We start from the raw sequence: 17,146 nt of genomic DNA on the forward strand, positions 1-17,146 counted from the left end.
GCCGCCGAACAATCATTGCTGAAGAACCCCCATCCGGTTTCCGGATGGGGGTTCTTCGCGTTTCCCGGGACTTTCTCCCGGCGTGCTTTCCCGGAAATCCGATGATCTGGTGTTGCTTCAACCGTGCAGGTGGTCCTAGGTCCACCTCGGGATTGGGGTACCACGGCCAGTGTGGGTGGCGGGCGGTTCGTGAACACTGAGGGAGGACGATCGGTACCGGCATCAGGAGCTTCCCGTGACAACAGCGAGTCGTACGAGCGGCACGTCCGTACGTGCTCAGGCCCGGACGGCCTTCGTGGCCGGCGGTGAGGGGCTGGCCCGGCTTGCGGTGGTGGTGCTCGCCGCGGTGCCCGGGACGGTGCTGCCGCTGGGCGCCGCGATCATCGCGGGCGTGGTGACGTCCCAGTTGTTGGAGGCCTACGACCTCCAGGTCTTCTTCGCCCTCCTGGTGGGAGTGGCCGTCGGGGCCGTCGTGGCCGCCAACAACATCCGCCGCACCGCGAACCGTACGCGGGGACTGCTGGAGCGCTGGTTCGGGATCCGCCTTCCTGCGGTCTACGGAGCGATGCCGGGGCTGGAGCTGGACGACCGCGGGCACTGGTGGACGGGGTACTCGTACCACCGCTCGCAGACGGTGGCGAAGTACGCACAGCTGGTCCACTGGGGCCTGCGGGACAGCACCACCCGCGGTGAGTTGACCTGGCTCGCCGTGAACCCGTTCCTGGCCCTGGCCCTGGCCGGGCCGGTGGCCGCCCTGCTCGTGGTGGGGGCGGCCTACACCCTGGCGGGGCCGGTTCCGTCGGCCGGGTTCGGGCCGCTGAGCGCGCGCTCGGTGTCGATCCTGCTGAGCGGCGGGCTCGGGGCCGCCATGATCGTCGTCGGGATACTCGTGGCACCGTTCGCGGTGCGTGCGTACGCGGAGGCGGCCCGCCGGGTGCTGGACCGGGACGGCCGGGCGACGCACGCCCAGCTGACCAGGCGGGTGGCCGAGTTGACCGAGACGCGGGCGGACGCGGCGGGCAACCAGGCGGCCGAGCTGCGGCGGATCGAACGGGACCTGCACGACGGCGCGCAGGCGCGGCTGGTCGCGATCGGGATGACGCTGGGGACCATCGAACACCTCATGGACACCGATCAGACGGCGGCCCGGGAGCTCCTCGCCGAGGCCCGGCAGTCCTCGGCCCGGGCCCTGCAGGAGCTGCGGGACCTGGTGCGCGGCATCCACCCGCCGGTGCTCGCCGAGCGGGGCCTGGGCGATGCCGTCCGCGCCCTGGCGCTGGACAGCTCGCTGCCGACGGAGGTGTGCGTGAGTCTGCCGGACCGGCCGGCGGCCCCGGTGGAGGCCGCAGTGTACTTCAGCATCTGCGAGCTGATGGCGAACGCGGCCAAGCACTCCGGCGCCGAACAGGTGTGGGTGGACATCCTGTACCGCGCCGGCTTCCTGCGGGTCACGGTGACGGACGACGGCGTGGGCGTGGCCGATCCCTCGCGGGGGACGGGACTGCGCGGGATCGAGAAGCGATTGGGTACCTTCGACGGTGTCCTCGCCATCGACAGCACGTCGGGCGGTCCCACCACCATCACCTTGGAGTTGCCGTGCGAGTTGTCCTCGCCGAGGACCTCTACCTCCTTCGCGAAGGCCTGATCAGGCTGCTGGAGGCCCACGGGTTCACCGTGGTCGCGGCGGTGGAGACCGGGCCCGAGCTGCTGGAGGCGCTGCTCACCCACCGCCCGGACGTGGCCGTGGTCGACGTCCGGCTGCCGCCGACGCTCACCGACGAGGGGTTGCAGGCCGCGCTCAAGGCCCGCCAGAAGATCCAGGGCCTGCCCGTCCTGGTCCTCTCGCAGCACGTCCAGCAGCTGTACGCGCGGGAGTTGCTGGCGGACGGCACCGGCGGGATCGGGTACCTGCTGAAGGACCGGGTGTTCAACGCGGGGCAGTTCATCGACGCGGTCCGCCGGGTGGCGGCGGGCGGGACGGCGATGGACCCGGACGTGATCGCCAAGCTGATGCAGACCACCTCGCGCCGGCCGGGCCCGCTGCTGCGGTTGTCCCCGCGCGAGCGCGAGGTGCTGGAGCTGATGGCCGAGGGCTGTTCCAACTCGGCGATCGCCGCCCGTCTTTCGGTGAGCGACGGCGCGGTGGCCAAGCACATCGCCAACATCTTCACCAAACTCGAACTGGCCCCGGCCGAGGACGCCAACCGTCGGGTGCTGGCCGTGCTGACGTACCTCAACGGTACGGCGGGGCAGAGCCGCTGACGGTCCGGCCGGTCCCCAGTTGCGGGCCGGACCGTCCACGGCCGCCGGCGTGCCGTGGACCGTGACACCCCAGGCTGCGGGAACGCTTAAACAGGTGTACGAGTAAACTCCGGTTGGCCGAGCCCGGTGGCTTTCAGCCATCCGGCGGCCCGACCAGCGGGACCCGACAGTCGAGGCAGCGTACGGCCGCAGCCGACATCCAGGGGTTGATAGACGTAATGGCACGCCCAACGCTCACCAAAGCCCACCGAGGCCTACTCGGCCTGGTCGCGGCCGGTGCCTGCATCATCTCGGGCATCGGATTCGCGGGCTCGTACAACGCGGTGCGCGAGCTGGCCCTGGAGAAAGGTTTCGGCGCCTTCTCCTACGCCTTCCCGATCGGCGTCGACGCGGGCATCGTGGTGCTCCTCGCGCTCGACCTGGTGCTGACCTGGCTGCGGATCCCCTTCCCGATGCTCCGGCAGACCGCCTGGCTGCTGACCGTCGCCACCATCGCCTTCAACGCGGCCGCCTCCTGGGGCGACCCGCTCGGCATGGGCATGCACGCCGTCATCCCGGTGCTCTTCGTCGTCGTGGTGGAGGCCTCCCGTCACGCGGTCGGCCGGATCGCGGCGATCACGGCGGACCGCCACATGGAATCGGTCCGGGTGATGCGCTGGCTCCTGTCCCCGGTGCCGACCTTCCGGCTCTGGCGTCGGATGAAGCTCTGGGAGCTCCGCTCCTACGACGAGGTCATCCGACTGGAACAGAACCGTCTGGTCTACCGGGCGCAGCTGCGCTTCCGCTACGGCCGCGGCTGGCGCCGCTCGGCGCCGATCCAGGCGCTGCTGCCGCTCAAGCTCGCCAAGTTCGGCGTTCCGCTGGACCCGGGGCTGCTCGACCGGCTGGACGACGAGGCCCGCGAGCGCGAGGCCGCCGAGGTGCCGGCTGGTCAGGAGTCGCGCGAGCCGGCTCCCCAGGGGGCCAGGGCCACGGCCATCGCCCCGGCGGCCGCGGCCCCGGCCGGCGCACCGCAGCAGCTCCAGCACCCGCAGCAGACCACGCAGGCCCCGCAGGCCGCCCGCCCGCAGCAGGCCCCGCTGGAGCCGCAGGCCCAGCCGCAGTCCGCGGCGGCCCAGGCCGACGCCCCGGCGGCCGTCGCACCGATGCCCGCCGAGGTGGCCGCGCCCATGCTGGCGAAGCTGGCGGCCGTCCGGTTGCGCGCCGCGCAGGAGCCGGAGGCGGCGGGGGACGCCGTCCCGGAGCCGCACCGCGAGGAGCTGAACGTCTGGACCGAGCGACCGGTCCGCACCACCGGTCACCCGGCCGACGCCGGTCCGGGCGGGCGGGTTCCCGGCCAGGCCTCGCCCTGGTTCAAGCCTCCGCGCCCGGTCGCCGACGAGCCCGTTGCGGCCGCCGCTCCTGCCCCCGGCCCCGCCTCCGTCCCGGCGCCCGCCGGGTCCGGGCCCCGGCCGCAGGCCCAGCGGCCGGCCGCCCCGCAGCAGCCCGAGCAGCCGGTCGCGCAGCAGGCCCAGGCGCCGCAGCAGCCGGGGCAGCCCGCTTCGTCCGGGCAGTCCGCCCAGGCCGAGCAGCCGGTTCCGGCCGAGGAGCCCGCCCAAGCCGAGCACGCCGAAACCCGCCCGGCGGCCTCGCGGCTCGACCCGGACCTCGCCTACGAGGCCCTCGTCTCGTACATGGACAACCACGGCCACCAGCCCGACCCGCAGCGCCTCGCCGACTGGCTGACCAGGGAGTACGGCGTCACGGGCAAGGGCCCCGACGGCTCGGTCCACCCGAAGGAGGTCGCCGAGCTCTTCCCGGCGCTGCGCGACCGTTACGCCGCCGCCGGGAGGGACTGACCGCAGCGGTCCACCGTCCGGCGCTCGGTCGGCCATTGACGGCCGTCCCCACCGCAGCTACCTTCGCCTCAACAAATTGTTGAAGAGCTGGTTCGGCATGGAGGAGTGCGGATGTCGCAGGTCGAGGTGGACGGAAACGGGCCGACGGGCGGGGCTTCCTTCTCTGCTGCCGCCCTGGCCGCCGTGGAGGCGCTGCTCGCGCCGGTCGACGCCGACCTGGCGCGCCGCTACCCGGGCGACTCCGGGACCAGGCAGCCGGTGCACACCGTCTACGTCCCGGCCGACGCCTTCGCCGCCGACACCGTACGGGAGTGGGGCCGCCAGGCGCTGGCGGCCTTCGACGCCCACGCCGGCACCCCCGCCGAGCTGGCCCGCGCCCTCGGCGTCGCCGACGACGCCCTGCTCGCCGACGTGCACGCCCGGGTCCGCGCCAAGCTGGAGCGCGAGCCGATCGAGGACCTGCGGATCGACTTCGAGGACGGCTACGGCCCACGCCCCGACGCGGAGGAGGACGCGGCCGCCGTCCGGGCCGCCGGACTGGTCGCCGCGGCCGTGGCCGGGGGCGACGCCCCGCCGTACATCGGCATCCGGATCAAGTGCATGGAAGGGCCGGTCCGCGCCCGCGGCATCCGCACCCTGGAGCGGTTCCTGGCCACCCTGCTCGCGGAAGGCGGCCTGCCGGAGGGCCTGGTCCTGACCCTGCCCAAGGTGACCTACGCCGAGCAGGTCACCGCACTGGTCCGCCTGCTGGAGGACTTCGAGCGCCGGGCCGGGCTGCCTGTCGGCCGCATCGGCTTCGAGATCCAGATCGAGACCACGCAGGCCATCCTCGGCCCGGACGGCCGGGCCACCGTCGCCCTCATGATCGAGGCCGCCGAGGGGCGGGCCACCGGTCTGCACTACGGCACGTTCGACTACAGCGCGGCCTGCGGGGTCAGCGCCGCCCACCAGAGCATGGACCACCCGGTCGCCGACCACGCGAAGGCGGTCATGCAGGTGGCTGCGGCCGGCACCGGCGTCCGGCTCTCCGACGGCTCGACCAACGTCATCCCGACCGGCTCCACCGAGCAGGTGCACGCCGCCTGGAAGCTCCACCACGACCTGGTCCGCCGGTCGCTGGCGCGCGCCTACTACCAGGGCTGGGACATGCACCCGGCGCACCTGCCGACCCGTTACGTCGCCGTGTACTCCTTCTACCGCGAGGGCCTGGCCGCCGCCGCGGCCCGGCTGTCCGCGTACGTCGCCAAGGCGGGCGGCGACGTGATGGACGAGCCGGCCACCGCCCGCGCGCTCAGCGGCTACCTGCTGCGCGGCCTGGACTGCGGCGCCGTCGACCTCGCCGAGGTCACCGCGCTGACCGGGCTGGACCGCGAGCGGCTGAACACCCTCGCCGGCCGCTGACCTCGCGGCCGCCGGTCCACCGGCCGGTGCGCCAACTAGGCTGGCGGTGCCGCCCCGGCGACCGGGGTGCGCCGCCAGCCGTCGCCGTTCCCGGGAGAAGCACCGCGCCATGTCCGCCACGCCGGAGCCCACCGCCAGGCCGTACCTCACCATCCGGCGGGCCGGCAGCCACGAGACCGAGATCAAGAAGTCCCGGTTCATCTGCCACCTCGCCCGGGTCACCGACGAGGAGGAGGCGCAGGCCTTCATCGCCGGCATCCGCAAGCAGTACTGGGACGCCCGGCACAACTGCACCGCCTTCGTGGTCGGCGACGAGCAGCGCCGCGAGCGCTCCAGCGACGACGGCGAGCCCGGCGGCACGGCCGGGGTACCGATGCTGGAGGTGCTCCGCCGACGCGGCCTGACCGACACGGTCGCCGTGGTCACCAGGTACTTCGGCGGGATCAAGCTCGGGGCGGGCGGCCTGGTGCGGGCGTACGGCAACGCGGTGTCCGAGGCGGTGGACGGGATCGGCCTGCTGGAGCGCCGGCCGGTCGCGCTGCTCGCGGTGACGGTGGACCACGTCCGGGCCGGGCGGCTGGAGAACGACCTGCGGGCGGCCGGGTACGCGGTGAACGACCTGGCCTACGAGGCGTCGGGGGTACGGATCGAGGTGGGCGTGCCGGAGCCCGGGGTGGCGGCCTTCCACACCTGGCTGGCCGAGGCGACCGGGGGCACCGCTGCGGCCGTCCCGGCCGGACGCACCTACGTCGAGGTCCCGGTCTGAGCACCCGGCGCGGCGGCGCCGGTCCGCGTGCGCATCGGGCGCGGCCCCGGGGCCGAACCCGTGGTACCGGTCGCGAACCACGCGGCCCCGGCGGGCTGCCCGTCGGCCGTCCCGTCCCGGCGCCCGCCGGGAACCGCAGCTCAGCGGGGCACGACGGGGCCCGAGCGGGGTCCGGGCGTCCGGGCGGGAGCCCGTGCGGCGCGGCACCCCGCGCACCCTCCGCGGGCGGCGTCCGGTAGCCCAGGCCCTGCGCCACGCGGAAGACGGCTTGAACAGATTCACTCGAACGTAGGGTCGTGGCCCGGAGTTGGAACTTCCGCTCCGGGCCATGGCGTTTCCTGGGCAAGGATCCGGCGGAACCGGACGAAACCCATCGATGGAGGACACAGGACCCCACCCCGCACCACGGAGGTATGCGCATGACCTCAGACCGTTGGACTTCAGACCGTTCGACCCCGACCCGCCCGACCTCGAACCGCGCCCGCTCGCACGCCGGTTCCGACCTCCCCGGCCCCCGCGGTCCCGCGACGCCCTACCGGATGACCGTCACCACGGCGCTCCCGCACGCCGAGGCGGTTTCTCTGGCCGACCAACAGCTCGCCTCCTGGCTGAAGCAGGAGGGCTGCGACGAGCCCCCGCCGGCGTCCGATGCACCGCCCCCCGAGCCGCCGGGCCTCGCCGAACGCCTCCGCCTGGGCGAGCGCGTCCTGCTCGACCGCGACCACGGCCCGCTGCGCGGCGGCCCGGGCGCCGGCCGCTACGACCGCCGCCGCCTGCGCACCCCGGCCGCGCACGGCACCCAGCAGCTCACGCTCACCGTGGCCACCGGCGCCGACGGCTCCACCTGGGTCCGGCTGGAGGCCGAGACGCACAGCACCGGCAGCGGCGTACGCACCCCCTGCCGGGTGCCGGTGCCCGAGCTGGCCCGCTCGCTGCTGCCGCTGCTCGACGCCGCCGACGGCCCGGCCGCCGTCCACACCGCGCCCCGGGTGATCACGGCCGCCGAGGTCGACGCCCTGATCGACGAGCTGTGCGACCCGGAACGCCGGCTGCCCACCGTGGTCGCCAGCGTCCCGGTGAACCTCCCGGTCGACCACTGGGTGGCGGACGTGGTCGGCCCGCTCTGTCACCAGCTGCCCGGCCTCGCCACCGCCTACGTCCTGGATCCCGGCGCCCGCACGGGATTCAACGTCGCGCTGGAGTACCACTCGGTGTACGGCGGGGCAGTGCGCACCTACCTGCCCGAGGTGGACCCGGCCTCCCGGCAGGACGGCGCGCGACACCCGGTGCTCGCCCGGGGTCGAATAGAACAGGACCTGCGGCGCGCCGCCGGGCTGCTCGCCCGCGAACCGCGCCGCCTCGCCGCCGACCAGCCGCTGCCGGTACCGCTGGCGGCCGTTCCGGTGCTGCGCGTCCCGCCGCCGCAGCTCCGCCCGGCCTCCGGGCGGGCCGCCGACTCGACCGTCGTGCATCGGAGTGCCGCGCACCCGGGTGCCGACGGGGCCGTCGTCCGGGCCGAACTGGCCGCCCTCGCCCATGAGGAGCAGCAGGACCGCGCCGAGCAGCAGGCCAGGGCCGACGAACTGGAGCGGGTCCGGCACAGCTTGCGCCTGGAGCGCCGCGACTGCCACGACACCCGGGACGCCCGGGACGGCCGGGACGCCCACGAGGGTCGTCTCCGGTCCGGCCCCCGCGCCCTGACCGGCCGCCACTGCACCACCCCGGGCGCCGGCCCGGCACTCGGTCCGCGCTTCGCCGCCCAGCCCGCCGACCCCTGCGGCAAGCCCGAGAGTTTCACCGAACTCATGTCCAGGATGGGCGAGTTCACGCTGCTGACGTTCACCGGGGACCAGAAGAGCGCGCTCGCCCTGGACGAGCTCCAGCGCGTCGGTGCCGGCTGGGCCCGGCTCGCCTGGGATGGTCTGACCGCCCTTCAGGAGTACGCCGAGGCGGCCGTGTGCGGCAGGGCCGGCGGCGACTTCAAGCAGTGGTGCGAGCACACACCGGAGGGCTGCCACCGCTTCCCGCCGCGCAAGGCCGTGCGCGGGGAGTCCAGGACGGTGTTCAGCCACACCAAGTGGAAACGCGAGCGGATGCTGCCGGTGCCGGAATGCGTCGACGCCTCCCGGCGTGCGTTCATGGGCGCGCACCTGCGGATCGGCGGCGGTCGGACCGCGCCCCGGCTGCACTACCTGGACGACTGTTCCGGCAGTGGCCGGATCTACGTCGGTTACATCGGTCTGCACCTGACCAACACCCGGACCAACTGACGGGCTTGGCTGACCGTCGCGCCCGTTCGGTGGACAATGTCCGGCAGGGGGTGGGTCCGCAGGCTCGCCGACCGCCCCCGGGCAGGCGCCGGACGAGCATGGGGGAACGACGACCGATGCAGCACTCAGCAGACGGCCGGTCCGACGGCAGCACCACCGTCCGGGTCCCCCAGCCGGGCTTCCTCGCCTCGGTCTTCCGCGACCTCGGCGTCGACGAGGCCGCGGAGTCGGACGCCGACGCCACCGGCCGTCCCGGCGGGGGCCCGGCCGGTGACGGTCCGGTCGGTGACGGCCCGTCCGTCCCGGGCCCCGCCGGGGGCGCAGGCCGGGGCGGGGCCCGCCCGCGCGCCGTCGATCCCGGCCCGGCCGCGCCCGACGCGGGTGAGCCGGACGCGGCCGAGCCGGGCGCCGGTGCCCCCGGCCCGGCCGACCCGGACGAGGCCGTCGCGTCGCACGCCCGGGCCGCCGCCCTGACCCACCACCGCACGGTCACCGTCCAGGCCGAGCACGACCGGCTCACCGACCTGCTGCGGCGGGCCGCGCTGCCCGTCTCGGCCATGGACTTCGAGAGCCAGCTGCGCCACTACGAGCCCCGGCCCTACCCGGCCGACGGCCCGGGCACCGCCGACGTGCCGGAGCCCCGCTGGGAGGACTTCGCACCCGCCGAGCCGGCCTCGGCCGACCCGTCCCGCCGACTGCTCGACTCCGGCTACCAGCGCGAACTCGCCGGGGCCAGGCTCGCCCACCAGCGCGCCCTGCGGGAGTGGCGCACCCGCCGGGCCGAGGCCGGCAGTCCGGCCGCGGACGAGTCCCGCCGTGCCCACGAGGCGGCCGAGGAGGCCCGCGCCCGCGCGGTGCGCGAGTACAACGAGAGCCTGGAGGAGTGCCGACGGGCCTACCGGCTGGCCGAGCCCGCCGCCGTGGAGTCACTGCTGGAGCGGGCGCTGGCCGCGGCCGAGACCGCGACCCAGGACCTGCCCGCCGCCTGCCGGGCGGTGTTCCGTCCGCTCACCCGCACGGCGGTGCTGGACCTCGATCTGCCGCCGCTCGACCTGGTGCCCTCGCTCGCCGGCTACCGGCTCGCCCCGGACGGCGACATCGTCCCGGTGCCGCGCCCGCCGGCCGACCGGGCCACCGACTACCTGCGGCTGGTCGCCCGGCTCGCCCTGCGCGCCCTGCAGGCCGCCGACGCGGTGGACACCGACGAGATACTCGCCGGCGTCGTCCTCAACGGCTGGCTGCGCGAGCCCGGCGCGGCCGAACCGCTCTGCCTGGTCAGCGTGGACGCCGACCGCGACGCGCTGGCCCGCACCCGGCTGCTGCCGCCGGAGACCCCGTACGAGGAGCGCGACGACGAGGGCGTCTACGCCGACGCCGAGCAGGACGAGGCCCTCGTCCGGCTGCGACAGCTCGGTGCGGCCGTCACCCCGGACCCGTACGACCGGGCGGGTGTCCGGCCGGCCGCCCGGGCCGGGGCCACCGTGCCGGCCGCGTCCGACCTGTCCGCCAACGAGTTCGCCCAGCTGGTGCGCGACCTGCTCACCCGGGGCGGGATCGCCCAGTGGAGCGTCCGGCTGCGCGGCCCGGCCGGGCTGGTCGCCACCGGGGAGGGCGCACCCGGCAGCGCACTGCCCGGCCGCTGGGTGGTCTGGGCCTCCCGGGGCCTGGAGCCGGTCGCCGCGGAGGAGCTCGTCACGCTGGCCGAGGCGGTCGACGAGGAGTCCGCCGAGCGCGGCCTGCGATTGACCACCGGCGGCTTCAGCGACGAGGCCCTGGACCTCGCCGCGGAGGACGGCCACCGCCACATCCACCTGGTCGACGGCGACGGCGTCCGCGAGCTCGCCCGCACCCACCTCGGTCTGCCGCTCGCCGTCGGCCGCTGACCCTCCCACCAGCGGCATCACCCCGACAGTCCGTCCGGCGGGCGCCCCGTCACGTCCGGACCGAGGCTGGGGAACGGGCCCCGGCCCCGCCCGGCACCCCGGTCGACAGCCGTCGAACGGCCGTCCGGTACGGTCGGCGGTCGGCCCGGCGACGGGCGGACCCCAGGGGGAGAGGAATGGGCAGAGCGCTCGGCAGACCACACGACGGCACCGGCCACCCGGCCGCACCTGCGACGGAGGCGGCCCGATGACCGCCGTCCTGGTCGCCGCGGGGGCGTTCCTGATGACCCTGATCGGCGGCTTCGTCGCCCAGCGCACCGGCGACCGCCGCCACCTGGTGCTCGGCTTCGCGGCCGGACTGATGCTCGGCGTGGTCGCCTTCGACCTGCTGCCCGAGGCGATCGACCAGGCGCCGGGCGAGGTGCACGGCGTCCCGCAGGCACTGCTGATGTTCGCGGCCGGCTTCCTCACCATCCACGTCGTCGAGCGCGCGGTGGCCATCCACCGCGGCCACGAGGGCGAGTACGCCGAGCACACCCACGGCGGCCACCACCACGGGCACGCCCACGGCGCCGGGCACCAGGGCGTCGGGCTGACGGCCGCCCTGGCGCTGGTCGGCCACAGCGTGATGGACGGCTTCGCGATCGGCGCCGCCTTCCAGGCCGGCACCACGGTCGGCACCGTGGTGGCCATCGCGGTGGTCGCCCACGACTTCGCCGACGGCTTCAACACCTATACGATCACCCGGCTGTACGGGAACAACCGGCGTCGGGCGTTGACGCTGCTCGCGGCCGACGCGATCGCCCCGGTGTCCGGCGCCGCGATCACCCTGGCGTTCACCATCCCGGAGCACCTGCTCGGCCTCTACCTGGGCTTCTTCTCCGGCTTCCTGCTCTACCTGGCGACCTCCGACATCCTCCCCGAGGCGCACAGCCCGCACCCCTCCCGCAGCACCCTGCTGTGCACCCTCGCCGGGGTCGGCTTCATGTGGCTGGTGATCGGCCTCGCCAAGTGAGGCCGCCGAGGCCGCCGAGGCCGCCGAGGCAGCAGGGAGGCCGGGTGACCCGGCCGTCCGGGGTCAGCGGACTTCCGCACCCCCCGAGGACTGCAGCCGCTCCCACCCCTCCCGCATCGCGGCCAGCGCCTCGGTGATGGCCGGCCGCCGGGACGCTCCGGATCGCCAGAGCGCGAAGACCCGCCGGCTCGGCTCCGGCGTCACCCGGCGGGCCGCCACCCCGGGCGGCAGCGGCCCCCGCCCGAGCTTCGGCACCAGGCCCATCCCGAGGCCGGCCGCGACCAGCGCGATCTGCGTCTCGAACTCGCCGACCTGGTAGCGCACGTCCGGCTCCTCCCCGACCTCGCGCAGGGTGCGGACCAGCCAGTCGTGGCAGATGTTGCCCGGCGGCACGCTGATCCAGCGCTGCCCGCACAGCCGCTGCACCGGTACGGGGTCGAGCGCGGCCAGCTCGTCGTCGGCGGGCAGCAGCAGGTCCACCGGGTCCGTCCCGAGCTCCATCCGGGAGACCCCGTCCTGCACCGGGAGCGGCACGGTCGGCCAGTCCTGGACCAGCGCCAGGTCGACCTCGCCCCGGGCCACCAGATCGGCCGCCGGGTACGGATCGCGCTCCAGCAGCCGTACGTCCAGCTCCGGGCAACGCCGCCGCAGATCGGCCAGCACCCCGGGCATCAGCCCGCGCGCCCCGGACGCGAACGCGGCCACCAGCAGCCGCCCGACCGCCTGGCCGCGCTGCTCCTCCAGCCGCACCTCGGCCTGCTCCACCAGCCCCAGCACGGTCTGCGCGGTGCCGGCCAGCTCGCGCGCCGCGTCGGTCAGCACCACGCCCCGGCCCTGCCGCTCCAGCAGCACCGTCCGGGTCTCCCGTTCCAGCTTGGCGATCTGCTGCGAGACCGCCGAGGGCGTGAAGCCGAGCGCGGCCGCCGCCCCGCCGACCGAGCCGTGCACCGCCACCGCGTGCAGCGCCCGCAGGCGCCCCAGGTCCATCATGCAGCGATTCTAAAGTGTCTCCTTCAGTATTCATCGCTGGTGCTACACGGTTCCGCGCCGCCATGCTCGACCCATGACCGCGACACCCGCCGCCGCGCGCGGCACCGGCAGCACCGCCAGCGCCGGCAGCACCGGCAGCACCGGCGCCATCGGCACCACGAGCACGACCATGAGCGCGAACACCAACACGACCACGAACCCGAACCCGAGCACGAGCGGTACGGCGACGGGCGGCAGGGGCATGCGCGCGCCCCACATCGCCCTGGCCGTCCTGGTGGCCGCCGTCTGGGGCCTCAACTTCGTCCTCATCCACGTCGGACTGGACAACTTCCCGCCGCTGCTCTTCTGTGCCCTGCGGTTCGCCGTCGTCGCCGTGCCGGCGGTCTTCTTCGTCGGGCCGCCCAAGGTGGCCTGGCGCTGGGTGGTGGCGGTCGGCGTGGTCCTCGGCGTGGTCAAGTTCGGGCTGCTCTTCCTCGGCATGCACGCCGGGATGCCGGCCGGCCTCTCCTCCCTGGTGCTCCAGGGGCAGGCCGGTTTCACCGCGCTGTTCGCCGCGGTGCTGCTGCGCGAACGCGCCGGCGGGCAGCGGCTGCTGGGCCTGGCCGTCGCCTTCGCGGGCATCGCGCTGAGCGCGTACGACCAGGGCGCCGGAGGCCCGCTGGGCGCCTTCGTGCTGGTCGTCCTGGCCGCCGTCGCCTGGGGCCTGGCCAACGTGCTGACCCGCAAGGCGGCGCCGCCGGACGCGCTGCGCTGGATGGTCTGGGTCAGCGCCGTCCCGCCGCTGCCGCTGCTGGGCCTGTCCCTGCTGGTCGAGGGCCCCGGGGCGGACCTGCGCGCGCTGCGCGACATCACCCCCGCCGGGCTCGGCGCGATCGGCTACGTCGGGCTCGTCTCCACCCTGCTGGGCTTCGTCGCCTGGAGCTTCCTGCTGCGCACCTACGACGCCACGGCCGTCGCGCCCTACTCGCTGCTGGTGCCGGTGTTCGGGATGTCCTCGGCCTGGCTGCTGCTCGGCGAGCGGGTCACTCCGGCGGCCGCTGCGGCCGCGCTGCTGGTGATCGCCGGGATCGGGATCACCGCGCTGCGTCCGGGGGTGCCGAGCGCCGTGGCGGCCCGGCTGCGAGGAACCGGGCCTCGGCGGAGCGCAGCACTCGCAGCAGCACCTCCTCGTCGGCGGGGCTGACCTCGCCGAAGTACTCCTGGGCCACCTCGTCGCGGACCTGTCCGATCCGCTCCACCGCGGCGCGACCGGCCTCGGTCAGCAGGATCCGCACGGCCCGCCGGTCGGCCGGGTCGGGGCTGCGCTCGACCAGGCCGGCCTCCTCCAGCGCGTCGACCACGGTGGTGGCCGAGCGCGGGGCGATGTGCAGCTTGTCGGCGAGGTCGCTCAGCCGCATCGCGCGGTCCGGCGTCTCGCAGCCCGGCACGTGGGCGAGGGTGCGCAGCGCCCGGGCCTGGCCGGGGGTGATGCCGTACGGCTCCAGTCGCCAGCCGGTCTGGCGGCGGATCCGCTTGATCGCCCTGGTCATCGCGTCGGCCAGTTCGGCGGCGGAGGCGGGGGAGTCGGCGGAACCGCCGAACGCGGGGGACTCGGGGGAGCCGGGGGAGCAGGGCCGGGGGTCGGAGGAGGAGTCCGCCGGGTCGTCGGTCGGCGTGGTGGTCATCGGCGGTCTCCTCGGCTGGTGTCCGGCCAAGCCTAGCGACCGGTCCGGCGCTCCCGGTGGGTCGGCCGACGACGGTCGGAGAAATATGTTGAGCTTAGCTCAGTATCTGCGTTAGCGTAGGCGTCAACTGAGGGGACCCTAAGTCCCCTCCATCACCCTGGAGGGCCCATGCCCGTTTCCACCGCACGCGTCACCACCGACCGCCCCGGCCGGTACGCCAAGCAGCTCGCCGCCCACATGGGGCGCAAGATCGAGGCCGCCTACTCCGAGGAGGCCGGCCGCGGCACGCTGGTCTTCGGCGCCGGCACCGCCACCCTGGAGGCGCAGCCCGACGCGCTGCTGCTCACCGTCGAGGGCGAGCGCGAGAACCTGCCCGGCCTGGAGGACGTCGTCGGCCGCCACCTCGTCCGCTTCGGCGCCCGCGACGAGCTCGTCGTCGAGTGGCACCGCGACAACGGCGAGGCCGGCCTGGTTCACCGCAACGAGGACCCCGAGGCCTGACGCCCCCCGACCTCCGGCCGGGGCAGCCACCGGTCGAGCGGCCACAGCACCAGGACGGCCAGGCACCAACTGGCCACCACGTCCAGCAGCCAGTGGAAGTCGCTCCACACCAGCCCCGCGCCCACCCCGAGCGCCAGCACAGCCGCGCCCGCCGCCAGCCCCCGGGCGGCGCGCGGCCCCGACACCCGTGCCAGCAGCAGCGCCGCCACCCCGTACGAGATCGTCGCGGTCGCCGTGTGCCCGGACGGGTACCAGCCCCACTGCTCCGGTGTCAGCGGATCCCCGAGCGGGCCCGGCCGGGCGAAGGTCGCCTTCGCCGGGACCACCAGCAGCGGGATCAGCCCCGCCGTCAGCGCCGCCACCGGCAGCGGCAGCCACCAGCGGCCGGCCCCGGACCGGCGCCACCACCACGCGGCCGACCCGCCCGCCAGCAGCAGCGCCGGGATCGCCGGGACGCTGCTGCCCAGATCCGACAGGGCGTGGCCGAGGTGGTCGAACAGTGCGCTCGGGGCATCGCGGCGAGCCGTGTGCACGGCCCGGCGGACCCAGCGGTCCAGCCCGAGCAGCGGCCCGGCCACCGCCACCTGCCAGGACACCGCCAGCAGCACCACCGCCACCACCACCGGCACGGCCGACGACCGCGCCGCCCGGGCCGGGCCGGCGGACCACCGGCCCGGCCGGACCGGGACAGCGGACAGCCGCCCCGGAGCAGGGGGGAGAGCTCCGGGGCGGCTCTGATGATCGCCGTTCCGCGCGCCCCGGGGGGTGTGGGTCGGACGGTCGGTCGATCGGCCTTCGGTATGCACCACCCCTCCCGGGGCGGCCTGGTTGTCCTCGCGGGGCGCGCGCGGACCCACCCCCGAGGGAGGCTCCGCGGACGGCTCCGCCAATGGCTGAGGCTCGCTGTCCATCTGCGATGACACTACGTCAACAGCCCTTCCACGCCGAGTGCCTTCAGCGATTCCGCACATCATCTTCACCCCGCCCCGGGCAACCTCCGGGGTCCCCCGTCGATCATGCCCGGCCGCCGTGTCGGGCCCGCGAACGGCTTCCCCGCACAACCGAACGGCCCGTGCGGACCAAAGGTCCCCACGGGCCGTTCAGCGCTGTCCGGACATCCCTCCGGCGGGCAGGTGGCGCCTCGATCAGGCGGCAGTGACACCCTGGAGCGCGAACGCGCCCTCGATGATGTCCAGACCCTCGGTGAGCAGGTGCTCCGGGATCACCAGCGGCGGCAGGAAGCGCAGCACGTTGCCGTAGGTGCCGGCCGTGAGGACCACCAGGCCCTCGGCGTGGCAAGCCTTGGCGATCGCGGCGGTGACCTCCGGGTTCGGCTCCTTCGAGCCCGGCTTCACCAGCTCGACGGCGATCATCGCGCCGCGGCCGCGGACCTCGCCGATCACGTCGAACTTCTCCTGCATCGCCCGCAGGCGGCCCAGCATGACCTCGCCGATCCGCTGCGCCCTGCCGTTGAGGTCCAGCTCCTTCATCGTCTCGATGGAGCCCAGGGCGGCCGCGCAGGCCACCGGGTTGCCACCGTAGGTGCCACCCAGGCCGCCGGCGTGCGCAGCGTCCATGATCTCGGCGCGACCGGTCACGGCGGCCAGCGGCAGACCGCCGGCGATGCCCTTGGCGGTGGTGATCAGGTCCGGGACGATGCCCTCGTCGTCACACGCGAACCACTGGCCGGTGCGGCAGAAGCCGGTCTGGATCTCGTCCGCGACGAACACGATGCCGTTCGCCTTCGCGTACTCCACGATCGCCGGCAGGAAGCCCTTGGCCGGCTCGATGAAGCCGCCCTCGCCCTGGATCGGCTCGATGATGATCGCGGCGACGTTCTCCGCGCCGATCTGCTTGTTGATGATGTCGATCGCCTGCGCGGCGGCCTCGGCGGCGCAGTTCTCCGCACCGGTCAGCCAGCGGTAGGGGTAGGCCACCGGCACCCGGTGGATCTCCGGGGCGAACGGACCGAAGCCCTGCTTGTACGGCATGTTCTTCGCCGTCAGACCCATGGTCAGGTTCGTACGGCCGTGGTAGCCGTGGTCGAACACCACGACGGCGGTGCGCTTGGTGTAGGCGCGGGCGATCTTCACCGCGTTCTCGACCGCCTCGGCGCCCGAGTTGAACAGCGCGGTGCGCTTCTCGTGGTCACCCGGGGTCAGCTCGTTCAGCTGCTCGGCGACGGCCACGTAACCCTCGTACGGGGTCACCATGAAACAGGTGTGCGTGAAGGCGGCCAGCTGCTCGCTCGCCTTGGCCACCACGGCCTCGGCGCTGTTGCCGACGTTGGTCACGGCGATGCCGGAGCCGAAGTCGATCAGCGAGTTGCCGTCCACGTCCTCCAGCACACCGCCGTTGGCACGGGACACGTACACCGGCAGGGTGGTGCCGACGCCGGCCGCCACCGCACCCAGCTTGCGGGCCTGCAGCTCCTGCGACTTCGGACCGGGGATCGCGGTGACCAGACAGCGCTCCTGCGGGAGCGGCGTTGCGGCGCTCATGGGGTTTCTCCAGACTTCTCGGCTCGGTGGTTCGCAGGCTACGGCCGCCCTCCCC

14 protein-coding genes are annotated in these 17,146 nt (G+C 74.6%); 10 read left to right on the forward strand and 4 right to left on the reverse strand.

Features of this window, described 5'->3' with window-relative positions; translation table 11 throughout:
* Window positions 1–235 precede the first annotated feature (235 nt).
* The 8 genes from ACIGG8_RS33300 (at window position 236) to ACIGG8_RS33335 (ending at window position 11,435) form a co-directional block, all read left to right on the forward strand.
* Window positions 236–1,645, forward strand: a complete 1,410-nt coding sequence (locus tag ACIGG8_RS33300; RefSeq protein ID WP_396552391.1) for a sensor histidine kinase — start codon at window positions 236–238, stop codon at window positions 1,643–1,645.
* Window positions 1,597–2,262: a response regulator transcription factor gene (locus ACIGG8_RS33305; protein WP_350525487.1), complete on the forward strand. Its 666-nt coding sequence runs from the start codon at window positions 1,597–1,599 to the stop codon at window positions 2,260–2,262. The genes ACIGG8_RS33300 and ACIGG8_RS33305 overlap by 49 nt, the downstream gene beginning before the upstream one ends.
* A 218-nt stretch (window positions 2,263–2,480) precedes the next feature.
* Window positions 2,481–4,100 carry a DUF2637 domain-containing protein gene (locus ACIGG8_RS33310; RefSeq protein WP_396552392.1) on the forward strand — a complete coding sequence of 540 codons (1,620 nt, stop codon included), beginning with the start codon at window positions 2,481–2,483 and terminating at the stop codon, window positions 4,098–4,100.
* Between the two features lie 111 nt (window positions 4,101–4,211).
* Window positions 4,212–5,501 carry a DUF6986 family protein gene (locus tag ACIGG8_RS33315; protein ID WP_396552393.1) on the forward strand — a complete coding sequence of 430 codons (1,290 nt, stop codon included), beginning with the start codon at window positions 4,212–4,214 and terminating at the stop codon, window positions 5,499–5,501.
* Between the two features lie 109 nt (window positions 5,502–5,610).
* On the forward strand, window positions 5,611–6,267 hold the full coding sequence (locus tag ACIGG8_RS33320) for a YigZ family protein (RefSeq protein WP_396552394.1): 657 nt from the start codon (window positions 5,611–5,613) through the stop codon (window positions 6,265–6,267).
* A 539-nt stretch (window positions 6,268–6,806) separates the two neighbouring features.
* Window positions 6,807–8,537 carry a hypothetical protein gene (locus ACIGG8_RS33325; protein ID WP_396552395.1) on the forward strand — a complete coding sequence of 577 codons (1,731 nt, stop codon included), beginning with the start codon at window positions 6,807–6,809 and terminating at the stop codon, window positions 8,535–8,537.
* 116 nt (window positions 8,538–8,653) lie between these two features.
* A complete protein-coding gene (locus tag ACIGG8_RS33330; protein WP_396552396.1) occupies window positions 8,654–10,420 on the forward strand; it encodes a restriction endonuclease in 1,767 nt (588 codons plus the stop codon).
* Window positions 10,421–10,667: 247 nt separating this feature from the next.
* Window positions 10,668–11,435, forward strand: coding sequence for a ZIP family metal transporter (locus tag ACIGG8_RS33335; protein WP_396552397.1), 768 nt, complete (start codon window positions 10,668–10,670; stop codon window positions 11,433–11,435).
* 63 nt (window positions 11,436–11,498) lie between these two features.
* Here the strand turns inward: ACIGG8_RS33335 and ACIGG8_RS33340 are convergent, their stop codons facing one another.
* Complete coding sequence (locus ACIGG8_RS33340) at window positions 11,499–12,425, reverse strand: LysR family transcriptional regulator (protein ID WP_396552398.1); 927 nt, start codon at window positions 12,423–12,425, stop codon at window positions 11,499–11,501.
* A 73-nt stretch (window positions 12,426–12,498) separates the two neighbouring features.
* Here ACIGG8_RS33340 and ACIGG8_RS33345 point away from each other — a divergent pair, with 73 nt between their 5' ends.
* Entirely contained in the window at window positions 12,499–13,608 is a 1,110-nt protein-coding gene (locus ACIGG8_RS33345) for an EamA family transporter (protein ID WP_396552399.1), read from the forward strand.
* Here ACIGG8_RS33345 and ACIGG8_RS33350 read toward each other — a convergent pair.
* Window positions 13,499–14,089: a MarR family winged helix-turn-helix transcriptional regulator gene (locus tag ACIGG8_RS33350; protein WP_396552400.1), complete on the reverse strand. Its 591-nt coding sequence runs from the start codon at window positions 14,087–14,089 to the stop codon at window positions 13,499–13,501. The two genes, ACIGG8_RS33345 and ACIGG8_RS33350, sit on opposite strands and share 110 nt — an antisense overlap.
* A 168-nt stretch (window positions 14,090–14,257) precedes the next feature.
* Between ACIGG8_RS33350 and ACIGG8_RS33355 the strand changes: the two genes are divergently transcribed.
* Window positions 14,258–14,590 (forward strand): DUF2218 domain-containing protein, encoded by a 333-nt coding sequence (locus ACIGG8_RS33355; protein WP_396552401.1) that lies wholly within the window; start codon window positions 14,258–14,260, stop codon window positions 14,588–14,590.
* On the opposite strand, the gene ACIGG8_RS33360 is transcribed toward ACIGG8_RS33355, so the two are convergent.
* Both ACIGG8_RS33360 and gabT read right to left on the reverse strand, forming a co-directional pair.
* A complete protein-coding gene (locus ACIGG8_RS33360; protein ID WP_396552402.1) occupies window positions 14,563–15,219 on the reverse strand; it encodes a phosphatase PAP2 family protein in 657 nt (218 codons plus the stop codon). The genes ACIGG8_RS33355 and ACIGG8_RS33360 overlap by 28 nt on opposite strands.
* Window positions 15,220–15,735: 516 nt before the next feature.
* Window positions 15,736–17,091: a 4-aminobutyrate--2-oxoglutarate transaminase gene (gabT, locus tag ACIGG8_RS33365; protein ID WP_396552403.1), complete on the reverse strand. Its 1,356-nt coding sequence runs from the start codon at window positions 17,089–17,091 to the stop codon at window positions 15,736–15,738.
* Window positions 17,092–17,146 lie beyond the last annotated feature (55 nt).

This window comes from Kitasatospora sp. NPDC085464, assembly GCF_044541955.1.
GTDB lineage: Bacteria > Actinomycetota > Actinomycetes > Streptomycetales > Streptomycetaceae > Kitasatospora.